The sequence below is a fragment of the Tenacibaculum sp. MAR_2009_124 genome, from assembly GCF_900105455.1.
Taxonomy (GTDB): domain Bacteria; phylum Bacteroidota; class Bacteroidia; order Flavobacteriales; family Flavobacteriaceae; genus Polaribacter.
Map to the genome: position 1 here is coordinate 180237 of NZ_FNSF01000007.1, position 17808 is coordinate 198044.

At 37.1% G+C, this 17808-nt stretch carries 4 protein-coding genes; all 4 read left to right on the forward strand.

What is annotated here, in order from left to right:
- The first annotated feature begins 131 nt into the window (after positions 1–131).
- The 4 genes from BLW23_RS17775 to BLW23_RS17790 all read left to right on the forward strand — a co-directional run bounded on the left by BLW23_RS17775 (position 132) and on the right by BLW23_RS17790 (position 17535).
- The gene (locus BLW23_RS17775) at positions 132–5870 is read left to right on the forward strand and encodes a PKD-like domain-containing protein (RefSeq protein ID WP_255362847.1); all 5739 of its coding nucleotides are present in this window, start codon (positions 132–134) and stop codon (positions 5868–5870) included.
- 33 nt (positions 5871–5903) lie between these two features.
- Positions 5904–12410: a PKD-like domain-containing protein gene (locus BLW23_RS17780; RefSeq protein ID WP_176829875.1), complete on the forward strand. Its 6507-nt coding sequence runs from the start codon at positions 5904–5906 to the stop codon at positions 12408–12410.
- 26 nt (positions 12411–12436) lie between these two features.
- On the forward strand, positions 12437–13336 hold the full coding sequence (locus BLW23_RS17785) for a hypothetical protein (protein ID WP_093672383.1): 900 nt from the start codon (positions 12437–12439) through the stop codon (positions 13334–13336).
- A gap of 389 nt (positions 13337–13725) precedes the next feature.
- Positions 13726–17535, forward strand: coding sequence for a fibronectin type III domain-containing protein (locus BLW23_RS17790; RefSeq protein WP_093672385.1), 3810 nt, complete (start codon positions 13726–13728; stop codon positions 17533–17535).
- Positions 17536–17808 lie beyond the last annotated feature (273 nt).

The window sequence follows — 17808 nt, forward strand, 5'->3', positions numbered from 1 at the left end:
TTGAATCTGGAGGTGTTGATAATAATAATGATGGTGTTATTGACGGAGTAGGAGTAAATCCCTCTGGTGAAGTATCGTTCCATGAGGGAGGATATGATGGAGCATCAGGTAAGGAAATTAATCCTTCAAAAATGGAAATAACCAAGCAACCTAATAATAAAGAGGTTTGTGAAGAAGTTACTAATGTTACTTTTGAGGTAAATGCTCTTATTTCAAGGACTACTGAATATCAAGGGCTAGCGCCTAATACAACTCCCGATTATTCAAAAGGAACTCAAGATGCATCTGGTTTTAGCTATCAATGGCAGTTAAAAAGTAGTAATGCTTCTGATTGGGTGAACCTCAATAATGATGCTGTTTACACTGGTGTTAAATCTAATAGTCTTAAGCTAAAAAATGTCACTATTGATCTAAATAATAGTCTATATAGAGTTGTAATAACCAATTCAAATCACAGTTGTCCAGAAATAAGTAATGAAGCTTCGTTAAAGGTAAACCTTTTGCCTATTGGAGAAGATGCCTTGGATGAAATTTGTAGCGGTGATCGTTTATCAAAGAACTTAATTCCAATGGTTGACCAAGTAGGCGTAAGCTTTACGTGGATAGCTAATGACAATCCAAACACTACTGGCGAAATGTTGTCAGAAACAAATACGAATAGTATTAATGATATTATAGTCAATAAAAGTGGAGCTGCCCATATCGTAACCTATAGAATTACTCCAATAAGTGCTTCTGGATGTGTCGGAGATCCATTTAGATATAGAGTTCGTGTTAATCATGAGCCAGAGGGGAGTGATTCGTCTATTTCAATATGTAGTGGAGAAGTATTAAATTATAATCTTTTGGATCAAGTTAATGCTACTGGGTCGAACTTTTTTTGGACGGTTGAAGATAATGTAAATATAGAAGGAGAAACTATAGGGGTTGGTGCAGGAACTATAATAGAGGATAGGTTAAGAAATATTAGTTTGCTCGATCAAGAAGTCGTTTATGCTATTACTCCAAGAGGTAGCTCAGGTTGTATAGGTACTCCTTTCAATTATACAGTGAATGTAAAAGCTGAACCCATTGGAGTTGATACAAGTGAAATTATTTGCAGTGGCGATCGTTTATCAAAAGATTTAACAGAAGATGTCGGTTTAACGGGAGTAAGTTTTACATGGCAAGCAACCGAAAATCCTAATGTTTCGGGAGAAACTATTAGTGCTATGAATAGCAATGAAATTTCAGACACTTTAGTAAATAAAAGCGGTATGGTTCAAGAGGTTGTTTATACGATAACAACAAGCAGTGGATCGGGATGTTTAGGAGAGTCTTATCGTTATGTGGTTACCGTGAATCCAGAACCTTTAGGAATAGAAACCACAGATGTTATTTGTAGTGGTAATCGTTTAACGAAAGATTTAAGTGCGACTGTGGATCTAGCAGGAACAAGTTTTACCTGGGAGGCAGCGGAAAATAGTAACGTCACAGGAGCTACTGTGATACCAACAAGTAGTAGTGATATATCTGACATTTTGGTAAATAAAAGTGGTGCGGTACAAGAGATTGTTTATACAATAACACCGCGCAGTAATTCTGGATGTTTAGGAGCGTCTTATCGCTATACGGTAACTGTTAATCCTGAGCCTGTTGGAGTAGAAAGTAGTGATGTTATTTGTAGTGGTGATCGTTTATCCAAAGACTTAACAAGAGATGTTGATATGGCTGGAATAAACTTTACTTGGGAAGCGGCAGAAAATAGTAATGTAAAGGGAGCAACGGTAAGTGCAACAAGTGCCACTGAAATTTCAGACACTTTAGTCAATAAAAGTGGTACTGTCCAAGAGGTGGTGTATACGATTACTCCTCGCAGTGCTTTAGGCTGTTTGGGTGCCTCGTATCGTTATGTAGTTGCGGTAAATCCTGAACCTGTAGGAGAGGAAACCACGGATGTTATTTGTAGTGGCGATCGTTTATCGAAAGATTTAAGTGGTACCGTTGATTTAGTAGGAGTGAGTTTTACTTGGGAAGCGGCAGGAAATAGTAATGTAACAGGAGAAACTACATCAGCAATGAGCACAAGCGAAATTACGGATACGCTAGTTAATAAAAGTAGTACTGTTCAAGAAGTGGTGTATACGATTACTCCTCGCAGTACTCTAGGCTGTTTGGGTGCCTCGTATCGCTATGTGGTTACCGTAAATCCCGAGCCTGTAGGTGTGGAAACCACGGATGTTATTTGTAGTAGTGATCGTTTATCAAAAGATTTAAATGAAACGGTTGATTTAACAGGAGTGAGCTTTACTTGGCAAGCATCAGAAAATAGTAATGTTGAGGGAGAAACTGTTATTGGAACAAGTACGAGTGAAATCACGGATACGCTCGTCAATAAAAGTGGTACTGTCCAAGAGGTGGTATATACGATTACTCCTCGCAGTGCCTCAGGATGTTTAGGGACATCGTATCGCTATGTAGTTACAGTAAATCCAGAACCCGTTGGAGTAGAAACCACGGATGTTGTCTGTAGTGGAACTCGTTTATCGAAAGATTTAAATGAAACGATTGATTTAACAGGAGTAAGTTTTGTTTGGGAAGCAGCAGAAAATAGTAACGTCACAGGAGAAACAGTTACTGCAATAAGTACCACTGAAATTACCGATATATTAGTCAATAAAAGTAGTACGGTTCAAGAGGTGGTGTATACGATTACTCCTCGCAGTACTTTGGGTTGTTTGGGTGCCTCGTATCGTTATGTGGTTACCGTGAACCCCGAACCTGTTGGAGTAGAAACTGCTGATGTTCTCTGTAGTGGTGATCGTTTATCAAAAGACTTGAATATAACTATTGATTTAGCTGGAGTAGGTTTTGTTTGGGAAGCAGCAGAAGATATGAATGTGACAGGAGAAACGATTACTGCAACAAGTGCCACTGAAATCACCGATACACTAGTCAACAAAAGTAGTACTGTTCAGGAGGTGGTATATACAATTACTCCTCGCAGTGCTTTAGGGTGTTTGGGAGAGTCCTATCGTTACATCGTTACCGTGAATCCCGAACCTGTAGCAATAGAAACCGCGGATGTTATTTGTAGTGGCGACCGTTTATCGAAAGATTTAACAACAACTATTGATCTGGTAGAAGCGAGTTTTACTTGGCAAGCGTCAGAAAATACTAATGTTGAGGGAGAAACTGTTATTGGAACAAGTACGAGTGAAATCACGGATACGCTCGTCAATAAAAGTGGTACTGTCCAAGAGGTGGTATATACGATTACTCCTCGCAGTGCCTCAGGATGTTTAGGGACATCGTATCGCTATGTAGTTACAGTAAATCCAGAACCCGTTGGAGTAGAAACCACGGATGTTGTCTGTAGTGGAACTCGTTTATCGAAAGATTTAAATGAAACGATTGATTTAACAGGAGTAAGTTTTGTTTGGGAAGCAGCAGAAAATAGTAACGTCACAGGAGAAACAGTTACTGCAATAAGTACCACTGAAATTACCGATATATTAGTCAATAAAAGTAGTACTGTTCAAGAGGTGGTGTATACGATTACTCCTCGCAGTACTTTGGGTTGTTTGGGTGCCTCGTATCGTTATGTGGTTACCGTGAACCCCGAACCTGTTGGAGTAGAAACTGCTGATGTTATCTGTAGTGGCGATCGTTTATCGAGAGATTTAAATGCAACGATTGATTTGACAGGAGTAGGCTTTACTTGGGAAGCAGCAGAAAATATGAATGTGACAGGAGAAACGATTACTGCAACAAGTGCCACTGAAATCACCGATACACTAGTTAATAAAAGTAGTACTGTTCAGGAGGTGGTGTATACAATTACTCCTCGCAGTGTTTTAGGGTGTTTGGGAGAGTCCTATCGTTACATCGTTACCGTGAATCCCGAACCTGTAGCAGTAGAAATCACGGATGTTATTTGTAGTGGCGACCGTTTATCGAAAGATTTAACAACAACTATTGATCTGGTAGGAGCGAGTTTTACTTGGCAAGCATCAGAAAATACGAATGTTGAGGGAGAAACAATTATTGGAACAAGTACGAGTGAAATTACCGATACGCTCGTCAATAAAAGTGGTACTGTCCAAGAGATAGTATATACGATTACTCCGCGTAGTGCTGTAGGGTGTTTGGGAGCCTCCTATCGTTATGTGGTTACGGTAAACCCTGAACCCGTTGGAGTAGAAACCACGGATGTTATCTGTAGTGGAACTCGTTTATCGAAAGATTTAAATGGTACCGTTGATTTAGCAGGAGCTAGTTTTACTTGGCAAGCAGCAGAGAATAGTAGCGTCACAGGAGAAACGGTCACAGCAACAAGTGCTACTGAAATTACGGATACGTTAATCAATAAGAGTGGTACTGTTCAAGAGCTGGTATATACGATTACTCCTCGCAGTGCTTTAGGCTGCTTGGGAGCCTCGTATCGTTATGTAGTTACGGTAAATCCTGAACCTGTAGGAGACGAAACCACGGATGTTATTTGTAGTGGCGCCCGTTTATCAAAAGACTTGAATTCAACTATTGATTTATCAGATGTAAGTTTTACTTGGGAAGCAGCAGAAAATAGTAATGTTGAAGGAGAAACCATTATTGGAACAAGTACGAGTGAAATTACGGATATGCTAGTCAATATAAGTAGTACTGTACAAGAGGTCGTGTATACGATTACTCTTCGTAGTGCTTTAGGCTGTTTAGGAGACTCGTATCGCTATGTGGTTACTGTGAACCCTGAACCTGTAGGAGTAGAAACTACGGGTATTATCTGTAGTGGTGATCGTTTATCGAAAGATTTAACGTTGACAGTTGATTTGGTAGGAGTAAGTTTTACCTGGGAAGCACACGATAATAATAATGTAACAGGAGAAACAATTATACCAACAAGTACTAATGAAATTACCGATACATTAATTAATAAAAGCGGGGTTGTTCAAGAGGTGGTGTATACGATTACTCCTCGCAGTGCCCTAGGTTGTTTAGGTGAATCATACCGACATGTAGTTACCGTGAACCCTGAGCCTATAGGTGTTGATAGCCGAGATGTAATATGTAGTGGAGACCTTTTATCAAAAGACTTAAATTCAACTGTTGATTTAACAGAAGTAAGTTTTACCTGGAGGGCAGACGATAATACCAATGTAGAAGGAGTAACTATAGAGCAAACTACAACTGAATTGATAACAGATACTTTGATTAATAGAAGTAATGTTGAACAGGAAGTAGTATATCATATAGCACCTAGGAGTGCAGATGGATGTATAGGGGCTTCTTATACCTATACCGTGCAGGTGTCTCCTGAAAGTTATGTGACAGAAATTTTAAATATCACCATACCCAATGGAGAGAGTGTAAATTATGATGTGTTTTCAGATGTATTAGAAGGAAATACTGAGTTTAGTTGGATTGCTGATAATAACGATTTGGTTGAAGGGGAAAGCACTACTTTAATCGAAGGAAATGTGATTACAGATACACTCACTAATACAACTACAAATGATCAAGTTGTCCGCTATACTATTTATCCAAAGAGCAATGCAGGTTGTGAAGGAACACCATACATTTTATTAGTAACCGTAGCTACAAATTGTTTTACGATATACAATGAATTTAGCCCAGATCAAGACGGTCAAAACGACACATTTATCATTACCTGTATCGAAAATTATCCAAACAACACTTTAGAAGTTTTTAATCGTTGGGGAAATACCGTTTATAAAAAACAAGGCTACAAGAATGAGTGGGATGGAAATTCAGAAGGAAGGTCAACAATAGCAGCTGAATCAGGATTGCCTGCAGGAACGTATTACTATGTAATAGATTTAGGAAATGGAGAGGATGCAAAAGTAGGTTGGCTTTATATAAATAGAAAATAAGTCTCTTTAATAAACACGAATTAAATGTTTTATATGATAATTGAAAAAAGAATTACCGGACAAAAAATACAAAGTATTGTTTTGTTCTTGTTGCTGTTTTTAAGCGTTAATAATGTTTATTCAAAAGTAGAAAAGCAATATAATCATTTGAATTTTTATACATCAGGAACGGACTTGATCATAGTAGCTAAGGGGTTAGTGAATATAAATAACTATGTTGAGTCCGATATTCCTGATAAACAAAAGATATCGTACCATCAGTTACTTCAGAATACTAGCGGAATTAAAACAATACAATTGTTTACTCATGGTAAATCAGGAGAACTGTATGTGAACAATAAATGGGTAACGTCTAGTTGGTTGATAGATTTTGTAAGAAGCATACCATTTGATTCTCTGAATCATTTAAATATTTTAGGTTGTAATTTTGGTAAAGGAAATAAAGGTATTACTGCGGTTCATTTATTAAAAGAAAAGTTAAATATTTCTGTTTCAGCTTCAAGTAATATAACAGGGGCATTAGGAGATTGGGTTTTAGAAGTAGGAGATTATTACGAGTTAAAAAATTATCCGAAAAATACAGCGATAAATTTACAAGATACAGATAACGATGGGATTTTGGATGAGGATGATTTAGATGATGATAACGATGGGATTCTTGATACTGTTGAAGGTACATTATGTAATTTTGAAAATGGATCTAGATCACTTGGTCATAATGTTAGAGAAGGTGCTGAGCCTTATGGAAACGGTTGTCAGAGTGGAAATGGTAGAACTAATCAATGGGATACAGGTTTTTATTCAGAAAATGATAGAAATGAGGTGTTTTCGGCTTTTTGGGAGATAAATGTATCGCCGGGAACTCCATTTACGATAACAGCAAGGGTTGAATCTGCAAGCCCATCATTGGCAAACAATGGTATTTCAAGAGGAACTTTTCAAATAGTTAATGATCCTGCGAGTAATTTATTTGTAAACAATACTGGAAATAATTTTGGAGGGGCTACAGGTACTGAAACGTTTATTCCAACGGTTAATACCTTAACTCTCAGGTTCGATTTTACCATGCAAAGGACTAATTTTGATTGCGGTGCTCGAGACTTACCTGAAATTCGATGTAGTTTTAATTTTGAAAGACAACTAGTGCCAGGAACCTGTCCTGAATATGATTTTGATCAGGATGGGATTCCTAATCACTTAGATTTAGATAGCGATAATGATGGGTGTAATGATGTTGTTGAATCAGGGGGAGTCGATGTAAATATGGATGGTGTTTTAGATGGTGTTAGGTTTGATAATAAAGGACGTGTAATTGGCGGTACTGGTGGGTATGATGGAGCCTCAGGAGATGAAAAAAAGGCAACATTAATCCGTATAAAGGAACAACCTAAAAATGCTACGGTTTGTGAAGAACAAAACACAAGTTTTAACCTAGAGACGGCTTTGTTGCATACAACTACATATAGAGGGACAGCACCCAATACTTTTCCTGATTATTCAGCCAGTAATGAGATAACGACAGGATTTAGTTATCAATGGCAAGTTCAGGAGTCAGGGAGCGGTGATTGGCTCGATCTTTCAAATAATGCCGTTTATTCAGGAGTAACCTCAAAAAAACTAAGTTTATCTAGTACCAGTTTGGAACTTAATAACAACAAATACCGAGCAAAAATTCGTAATGTTGATTTTTATTGTGAAGAGATTAGTTCGGAAGCTAGATTATTGGTGCGTCGAAACCCAAAGGGAATGGAAACTAATGAAATTATCTGTAGTGGCGATCGTTTGTCAAAAAATTTGAATACTACTGTTGATTTATCGGGAGTTAGTTTTTCATGGCAAGGGAATGATAATGTTAATGTTACAGGGGAAACTTTAGAGACTACCAATACAAATAGTATAAACGATGTATTAATAAACAAAAGCGGGGCTCCTCGAAATGTAAGATACACAATTACACCAACAAGTGCTTCGGGATGTGTTGGAGAATCGTATCGCTATGTGGTTACAGTAAATCCAGAACCAGTAGGAGTAGAAACAACCGATGTTATTTGTAGTGGAGACCGTTTATCGAAGAATTTAAATGCAACTGTAGATGTATCAGGAGTAAGTTTTACTTGGGAGGCATCGGAAAATAGTAATGTTACGGGAGAGACTCTCGTTTCAACAAGTGCTAATGAAATAACGGATACCATAGTAAATAAAAGTGGAGTTGTTCAAGAAGTGGTGTATACAATTACACCCCGCAGTAATTTAGGATGTGTAGGTGAATCATACCGCTATGTGGTTAGGGTGAATCCAGAACCAGTAGGAGTAGAAACAACCGATATTATTTGTAGTGGTGACCGTTTATCAAAAGATTTAAGTACAACTGTTGATTTAACAGGAGGTAGTTTTACTTGGGAAGCAGCAGAAAATAATGATGTTACAGGTGAAACTACAACAGCAATGAGTGCAGCAAATATTACAGATACTTTAGTAAATAAAAGTGGAGTTGTTCAAGAAATTGTTTATACCATAACCCCCCGTAGTGCTATAGGATGTTTAGGTGAATCCTATCGCTATGTAGTTACGGTAAATCCAGAACCAGTAGGAGTAGAAACAACCGACATTATTTGTAGTGGTGATCGTTTATCAAAAGATTTAACAAGAGATGTTGATTTAACAGGAGTAAGTTTTACTTGGCAAGCATCAGAAAATGATGATGTAACAGGTGAAACTACAACAGTAATGAGTACAACAAATATTACAGATACTTTGGTGAATACAAGTGGAGTTATTCAAGAGGTAACTTATACCATAACCCCTCGCAGTGCTTTGGGTTGTTTGGGCGCCTCGTATCGCTATGTGGTTACGGTAAATCCTGAACCTGTAGGATTAGAAACCACGGATGTTATCTGTAGCAGCGATCCTTTATCGAAAGATTTAAGTGGTACCGTTGATTTAGCAGGGGCTAGTTTTACTTGGGAAGCAGCAGAAAATAGTAATGTAACAGGAGAAACGATAACGACAAAGAGTACAAGTGAAATTACGGATACGCTCGTCAATAAAAGTGGTATTGTTCAAGCGGTGGTGTATACGATTACCCCTCGCAGTGCTTTGGGTTGTTTGGGCGCCTCGTATCGTTATGTGGTTACGGTAAATCCTGAACCTGTAGGAGTAGAAACCACGGATGTTATTTGTAGTGGCGACCGTTTATCGAAAGATTTAAGTGGTACCGTTGATTTAGCAGGAGCTAGTTTTACTTGGGAAGCAGTAGAAAACACGAATGTGACAGGAGAAACGGTCAATGCAATAAGTGCCAATGAAATTACGGATACGCTCGTCAATAAAAGTGGAGTTGTTCAAGAGGTGGCGTATACGATTACTCCTCGCAGTGCTTTAGGCTGTTTGGGTGCCTCGTATCGTTATGTGGTTACGGTAAACCCTGAACCTGTAGGAGAGGAAACCACGGATGTTATTTGTAGTGGCGATCGTTTATCGAAAGATTTAAGTGAAAGCGTTGATCTGTCAGGAGCGAGTTTTACTTGGGAAGCGGCAGAAAATAGTAATGTAACAGGAGAAACGATAACGACAAAGAGTACGAGTGAAATTACGGATACGCTCGTCAATAAAAGTAGTACTGTTCAAGAGGTGGCGTATACGATTACTCCTCGCAGTGCTTTGGGGTGTTTGGGCGCCTCGTATCGCTATGTGGTTACGGTAAATCCTGAACCTGTAGGAGCAGAAACCACAGATGTTATCTGTAGCGGGGATCCTTTATCGAAAGATTTAAGCGGTACCGTTGATTTAGCAGGGGCTAGTTTTACTTGGGAAGCAGCAGAAAATAGTAACGTAACTGGAGAAACGGTTACTGCAATAGGCACGAGTGAAATTGCGGATACATTAGTTAATACAAGTGGTATTGTTCAAGAGGTGGTGTATACGATTATCCCGCGCAGTGCTTTAGGTTGTTTGGGTGCCTCGTATCGTTATGTGGTTACGGTAAATCCTGAGCCTGTAGGAGAGGAAACTACGGATGTTACCTGTAGCGGCGATCGTTTATCGAAAGATTTAAGTACGACTGTTGATCTAGCAGGAGCGAGTTTTACATGGGAAGCAGCAGAAAACACGAATGTGACAGGAGAAACAGTCAGTGCAATAAGTGCCAATGAAATTACGGATACGCTCGTTAACAAAAGTGGTACTGTCCAAGAGGTGGTGTATACGATTACTCCTCGCAGTGCTCTAGGCTGTTTGGGTGCCTCGTATCGTTATGTGGTTACGGTAAATCCCGAACCTGTAGGAGAGGAAACCACGGATGTTATCTGTAGTGGCGATCGCTTATCTAACGATTTAAATACAGCTATTGATTTAACAGGAGTAAGTTTTACATGGGAAGCAGCAGAAAATAGTAATGTAGCTGGAGAAACTACATCAGCAACAAGTACGAGTGAAATTACGGATACGCTCGTTAATAAAAGTGGTATTATTCAAGAGGTGGTGTATACGATTACTCCTCGCAGTGCTTTGGGTTGTTTGGGTGCCTCGTATCGCTATGTGGTTACGGTAAATCCTGAACCTGTAGGAGTAGAAACCACGGATGTTATCTGTAGCGGGGATCCTTTATCGAAAGATTTAAGCGGTACCGTTGATTTAGCAGGGGCTAGTTTTACTTGGGAAGCAGCAGAAAATAGTAACGTAACTGGAGAAACGGTTACTGCAATAGGCACGAGTGAAATTACGGATACATTAGTTAATACAAGTGGTATTGTTCAAGAGGTGGTGTATACGATTATCCCTCGTAGTGCTTTGGGCTGCTTGGGTGCCTCGTATCGTTATGTGGTTACGGTAAATCCCGAACCTGTAGGAGAGGAAATCATGGATGTTATTTGTAGTGGCGACCGTTTATCGAAAGGTTTAAGTGGTACCGTTGATTTAGCAGGAGCAAGTTTTACTTGGGAAGTAGCAGAAAATACGAATGTGACAGGAGAAACGGTTAGTTCAATAAGTACCAATGAAATTACGGATACGCTCGTCAATAAAAGTGGAGTCGTTCAAGAGATGGTATATACGATTACCCCTCGCAGTGCTTTGGGTTGTTTGGGTGCTTCGTATCGTTATGTGGTTACGGTAAATCCCGAACCTGTAGGAGAGGAAACCACGGATGTTATCTGTAGTGGCGATCGCTTATCTAACGATTTAAATACAGCCATTGATTTAACAGGAGTAAGTTTTATTTGGGAAGCAGCAGAAAATACGAATGTCACAGGAGAAACGATTACTGCAACAAGTACGAGTGAAATTACGGATACGCTCGTCAACAAAAGTAGTACTGTTCAAGAGGTGGTGTATACGATTACTCCTCGCAGTGCTTTGGGTTGTTTGGGCGCCTCGTATCGCTATGTGGTTACGGTAAACCCCGAACCTGTAGGATTGGAAACCACGGATGTTATCTGTAGTGGAGATTCTTTATCGAAAGATTTAAGCGCAACCGTTGATTTAGCAGGAGCAAGTTTTACTTGGGAAGCAGCAGAGAATAGTAACGTCACAGGAGAAACGCCTACTGCAACAAGTGGTACTGAAATTACGGATACACTAGTCAATAAAAGTGGAGTTGTTCAAGAGGTGGTATATACCATTACCCCTCGCAGTGCTTTGGGCTGCTTGGGCGTCTCGTATCGTTATGTGGTTACGGTAAATCCCGAACCTGTAGGAGTTGATACGACTGAAGCAATATGTAGTGGCGATTCTTTATCAAAGGATTTAGCAAATGATATTGATTTGTCAGGAGCAAGCTTTACTTGGGAGGCAGAAGATAATAGTAATATTGAAGGTATAACTCTAGGACAAACAACAACAGCTACCATCACAGATACTTTAATTAACAGCAGTGCGAGTATCCAGGAAGTTATTTATCGTATTACGCCACAAAGTTCAGAAGGATGTATAGGAGCATCTTTTACCTATACGGTACAAGTTTCACCAGAGAATTATGTCACGGAAGTTTTGAATACAACGATATCCAATGGAGAGAATGTAAATTATGATTTGTTGTCAGACGTATTGCCAGAAGATACGGAGTTCAGTTGGGTTGCGGATAGTAATGATTTTATAGAAGGTGAAAGTACTGATCTAATGGAGGGGAATATGATTACAGATACACTGACTAACACATCCACTAACGATCAGGTTGTACGCTATGTAATTCATCCAAAGAGCAGCATTGGTTGTGAGGGAGTATCTTATGTTTTATTAGTAACGATAAAGACAAAATGTTTTACGATATACAATGAGTTTAGTCCAGATCAAGATGGTCAAAACGATACATTCACCATTACCTGTATTGAAGAATATCCAAACAATACTTTGGAAGTATTCAATCGTTGGGGAAATACCGTTTACAAAAAACAAGGCTATAAGAATGAGTGGGATGGAAGCTCAGAGGGAAGGTCAACAATAGCTGCTGAATCAGGATTACCCGCAGGAACGTATTACTATGTAATAGATTTAGGGAATGGAGAGGATGCAAAAGTAGGATGGCTTTATGTAAATAGAAAATAATAAGTTTAATTTTAATTGAAGTAAAAATGAGAAAATTAATAAAAGGAGTTTTTATTGTAGTTCTGGTAAGTTTTTTTGCATGTAGTAAAGATGATTCAAGTACACAAGTAAATGAAACGAGTACTAAAAATTATTTACCACTAAATATGGATAATTCATGGAGTTATACATTTAGTCGAAATTTAAATGGTATTGATTCTGTTGGGGTTGAAAATACTCAAATAATTAGTCATACGGATGAAACATATAATTGGGAGCAAGGAGGAAATATGTATTTGCAGCCCGACCAAGATATTGCAATACAAAAAAATGGGGATCAATATTTTACTGATATCCTAATTCCTATGGAATTATTTGATGTTGGGTCAGAAGATTTTGGTCTTCAGGATTTTATGTTTTTACATGAAGATGTGAACATAGGAGAGGAGTTTTACAGTGATGAGTTCGTCTATGAAAGTGATCCAGAGCTTATAGATGATCCGGAAACTGGGTTTTCAGGAAATATTATTTTCAAGATAAAATTAACAGGTAAGAACCAATTGAATAATAAAATACAATCTAAAACAGTATTAAGTGAAAGTTTTGAAGATATTCTTGAAACTAGAGCAGATTTTTCTGTTGAAGTGAGTATAAGTATTCAGGGAAGTATTCCCGTGTCTGGAATTACAATACCCGTTAACCTAACTCATATGCTCATAGAAGAACAAAAAGTTGGAGATTTAACACAGTTTTACGCCAATAACATAGGGTTAATTGAGTCAGTTTCAGATTTTGATTTCAGAAATTTAGAAATTGATACAACAATTGATATAGCTCCAGGTGTGCCACCTGTTGATATCAATACATTCATGGATGACGAGATAGAAACAGATTATTTTTCTATTGAGATGTTTCAATTAAATGAAGGGTTTTCAATTGTGAATTAATTGTGTAAATGTTTCTAATGGAAAAAAAATAGTGATATTATAATTTGATTGACTTTTCTTAATTAGTGATAGGTATGTCTTCGTGATATTTTCAGTGTCCTCAATAAATATTCTTTTCAGCCTGCCATTTACATTAAAATCAAAAAAGTTACGAAAATTTGTAGTGATAATGTGAGCATTGGTAAACAGTATTAACAAAAGTGTTACAACGTTAATTTTTCGTTGCTTTATACCATTTTTTAAAAGGGTATGTGGTAAGTTAAAAAGAGTATCAATGTTAATTTATTTAAAATTATATAATAGTTTAATTTCTTTCGTTAAAAAAATGATTTTTTGAGAGTTTTTGTTTTTTTAACTGTTTAATATAACGAGGGATAAAATAGAGTAAAATGGGTAATAGAAGTTTAATAGTTCTATTGAGTGTGTTTCTTACCATTGGAATGTACTCGCAGGAAACTTGGAATTGTAGTTCTAAAGAAATTTTAGAGTTGGAAAAGAAAAAAAATCCATCATTGGTTGAAAATTTAAAACATTATGAGGGATTAGTAAATTCAAATATAAATACCAACAGAACGTTGGCAAAGTTAGAAGGTAACATTATAAAACTACCGGTAGTTATTCATGTTTTGTATAATAATGATTTAGAGAACATAAGTTATGAGCAAATATTATCTCAATTAGAAGTTTTAAATGAAGATTTTCGAAGAACGAATCCCGATAGGAATGATAGATGGCCTCAAGCAGGAGATATGGAAATTGAGTTTTACCTTACTGAGGTAGATCCCGATGGTAACACTAGTTCTGGTATTACAAGAACTTTTTCCTCAAAAGCTAAATGGACATGGGATGATATGCAAAACCATCGCATGAAGAAGTCTTCTCAGGGAGGTGTTGATCCTTGGGATGCAACCGAATTTTTAAATATTTGGATATGTGATATTGATGATAATTATGGGGGGTATGCCACCTATCCTGGAGGAGATCCAAGCGTTGATGGTGTTGTATGTAACCCCAATAATTGGGGAAGTAAAGATAAAGGAACTGGTTTCTATTTACAAAATGGGTATGATAAAGGGAGAACTGCAACACATGAAATGGGACATTTCTTGAATTTACTACATGTATGGGGTGATGGAGGTTGTGAGTCTGATGATTTCGTGGAAGATACACCTTTAGCTAGTGAAAGACATTCTATATGCTCAACATCTACAAGCACCTGTGGGTCATTGGATATGGTTGAAAACTATATGGATTATACACAAGATGCTTGCAAGAATTTATTTACTGAAGGTCAAAAGACCAGAATGAGAGCTGTACTTGAATTAGGAGGGCCTAGGTATGAACTTGCTATTTCTGATAAAACATTAAATCCTGAATGTACAGCTACAGTTCCAATGAATATGGCTGTCTTCGATATTACTAATTCAGAAGTAACATTAAGATGGATTCATGTGCCAGGGGCTGCTTCGTATGATGTTAGGTATCGCGAAATAGGTACAGATGAATGGGTAGTGGAAAATGCAACAACAAAAAACCCAACCATCTCAGGACTCAGTGGTTTCACACAATACGAAATTCAAGTAAGAAGCAATTGTCCTAATGGAGAGTCGTCAGAATATAGCGAAAGTGAGGAGTTTACTACGTTGTTTGATCCTTGTACAGTTAGTGTTCCTCAAAATATAACCATTGCCAATATTACAACAAATGAAGCATTGGTTTCATGGAACAGTATTTCAGGTGCGGGTTATCAGTTAAGATATAGGGAAGTCAATACAGCAAACTGGATTGAACAAAATGTACAAGAAAACACTAAAATTTTAAACACATTATTTTCTGAAACAACGTACGAGGTGCAAGTGAGAAGTATATGTCCCGATGGAACAACTTCTAATTATTCTAATGTAAAAACGTTTACAACATTAACGTCATGTATTGCAACAATACCAAATACCTTCAGTGTTACGGATGTTTCTCCAAGTTCAGTAAAAGTTGACTGGAACCCTGTAGCTAATGTAACGTTTGAAATTAGATATAAGGCTGTTGAAGATTCTAATTGGATCGTTAAAACATCAGCTACAAACTCCATAGTATTAATTAATTTATTATCGTCAACACAATATGAATATGAGGTAAGAAGTATTTGTGAAAATGGAGGTGCTTCTAATTTTAGTAATACGAATACATTTATAACGGGCTATGCCGAATGTCAAGCTATTATTCCTGCTGGGATACAAGTAAGTGATATAACCCATACGGAAGCGTTGCTTAGTTGGAATATCGTTTCTGAGGCTGTATATGAAGTTCGATATAGAAAACAAGGAGCTTTGGATTGGGTTATTGTATCAACACAAGACAATTTTTTAAATCTACAAGGTTTAGAGAGTTCAACGGATTATGAATTTAAGGTGAAAAGTAAGTGTGCCAATGGAGAAGTATCTGATTTCAGCGGCAATACTGAGTTTACTACTTTAGCACCACCGTGTATTATAGTGGTTCCTAGTAATATTGTTTCACTTAATATATCAGCGACTACAGCTACTGTGAAATGGGAAGAAATTCCTAGCGCAACATATTTTTTTAGATATAGAGTTCTAGGTGAAACAAGCTGGGAAACTCAAAATGTTGCGACCAATGAAGTTAATTTGGTAGAACTTTTACCAGCTACTCAATATGAGTTTCAAGTCAGAAGTATTTGTGCAAATCAAGGGCAATCTGCTTTTAGTAGCATTGATAATTTGATGACGTTGGAGTTAGTAGTAGAATATTGTGAGTCTAAAGGGAATAATAGCTCGATAGAGTATATCGAGGATATTACTGTTAATGATACTAGTTTTAATTCAAGTGATGATAATGGTTATGCTGATAACACATCCATCATTATGAATCTTAGTAAAGAATATTCAAATACTTTAAAAATAACGCCTAAATGGACTAGTGCTATTTGGGAAGAGGGATATGGTGTGTTTATTGATTATAATGGAGATGGTGATTTTGAAGATTCTAATGAAACTGTAAAGGTGGTACAACCAACTAAAGATGCTAAAATAGAAGTTGAGTTTACGGTTCCAGAATGGGTTTCTATTGCAGCAACTCGAATGAGAGTTGTAATGAGATACAATAGAATTCCGAGTGCTTGTGGTGAATATAATTTTGGAGAAACTGAGGATTATACTGTGAATATAAATAGTGGAGATATTGACAATGAACCACCTACACCACCTACCCTAAGTTTAGAATTCGCAGGTACAACTTCAGTACAGTTAAAATGGGAAGGAGCTACTGATAACTTTGCAGTAGCTACGTATGATATTTTCAAAAATGCAGTGTTGATCGGTACAACATCTGCTAAATCATGGACAGTTCAAGATTTGGAACCTGATACAGAGTACTTTTTTGAGGTAAAAGCTAAAGATGCAGCTGGAAATGTTTCTGAATTTAGTAATAAATTATTTGTAATTACTTTAAGCGAAGTGGGCTATTGTAGTTCTGAGAGCAAAACAAGTTCTTATGAATGGATTGATTATGTTTCTTTTGGAGGAATGACTAATACAACTATAAGTGATAATGGTTATGGTGATTATACGAATAAAATAGCTAGTGTTAGCAGAGGCTCTTCGTACCCAATTGTTTTTAGTGCTGGTTATAGAACCTATGAATATTTAGAATATTGGATGGTATGGATTGATTTTAATCAGGATGGTGTTTTTTCCAATACAGAAAAGGTAGTTCAAGGCTCTTCGCGATCTAGTGATTTTATTTCAAGTGATATAAACATCCCTGAAACAGCTATGCTAGGAACTACACGTATAAGAGTATCCATGAAATGGAATGAAGAAGCAGAACCATGCGAACAATTTATTTATGGTGAGGTTGAAGATTATACAGTGAATATATCCCAGCTGGGAGGTAGAACATCGTATTTTAAGCATCAGAATTATGATGTTTTAGAAAAATCGAATACGTTGAAAGATTTTGAAATTTATGAAAATCCTGTTTCAGATATTATCAATGTGAACATATTTAAAAACACTTCAAGTGAAGTTAGTGGCAGTTATAAATTAATAAACTCAATAGGGAAAATAGTTAAATCAGGTTTGTTAAGTTCACAAATAGATGTACAGCATTTGGCCTCAGGAGTTTATTTTCTGAAAATAGATGATGGTCAAAAACAAACAACTGAAAAAATAATAAAAAAATAATGATGATATCGTTAAAACGAAAACATAGAGTCTTTTATTTAAAAAAATAAAAAGAGATAAAAATAATTTTATTCACATCCCTGTGAATACTGTATTCGCAGGGATTATGCTTCTCCTACAAGTAACAATAAAAGGAATTAAACGACTCCTACCATTTATTTCTAATGTGTTAATTCCTAGTTTACTGGCATGTCAAAAAAATTTAGTGATAATCAAAGCTTATCGAACATTCTTAGTAACAGGATGTTTCATAATGTTTGTGATACCAAATAA

What these genes read in the sequence shown, in the direction of transcription:
- BLW23_RS17775 (WP_255362847.1), top strand. Translation starts at nt 132, where the DNA reads ATGGAAATAACCAAGCAACCTAATAATAAAGAGGTTTGTGAAGAAGTT.
- BLW23_RS17785 (WP_093672383.1), top strand. Translation starts at nt 12,437, where the DNA reads ATGAGAAAATTAATAAAAGGAGTTTTTATTGTAGTTCTGGTAAGTTTT.
- BLW23_RS17780 (WP_176829875.1), top strand. Translation starts at nt 5,904, where the DNA reads ATGATAATTGAAAAAAGAATTACCGGACAAAAAATACAAAGTATTGTT.
- BLW23_RS17790 (WP_093672385.1), top strand. Translation starts at nt 13,726, where the DNA reads ATGGGTAATAGAAGTTTAATAGTTCTATTGAGTGTGTTTCTTACCATT.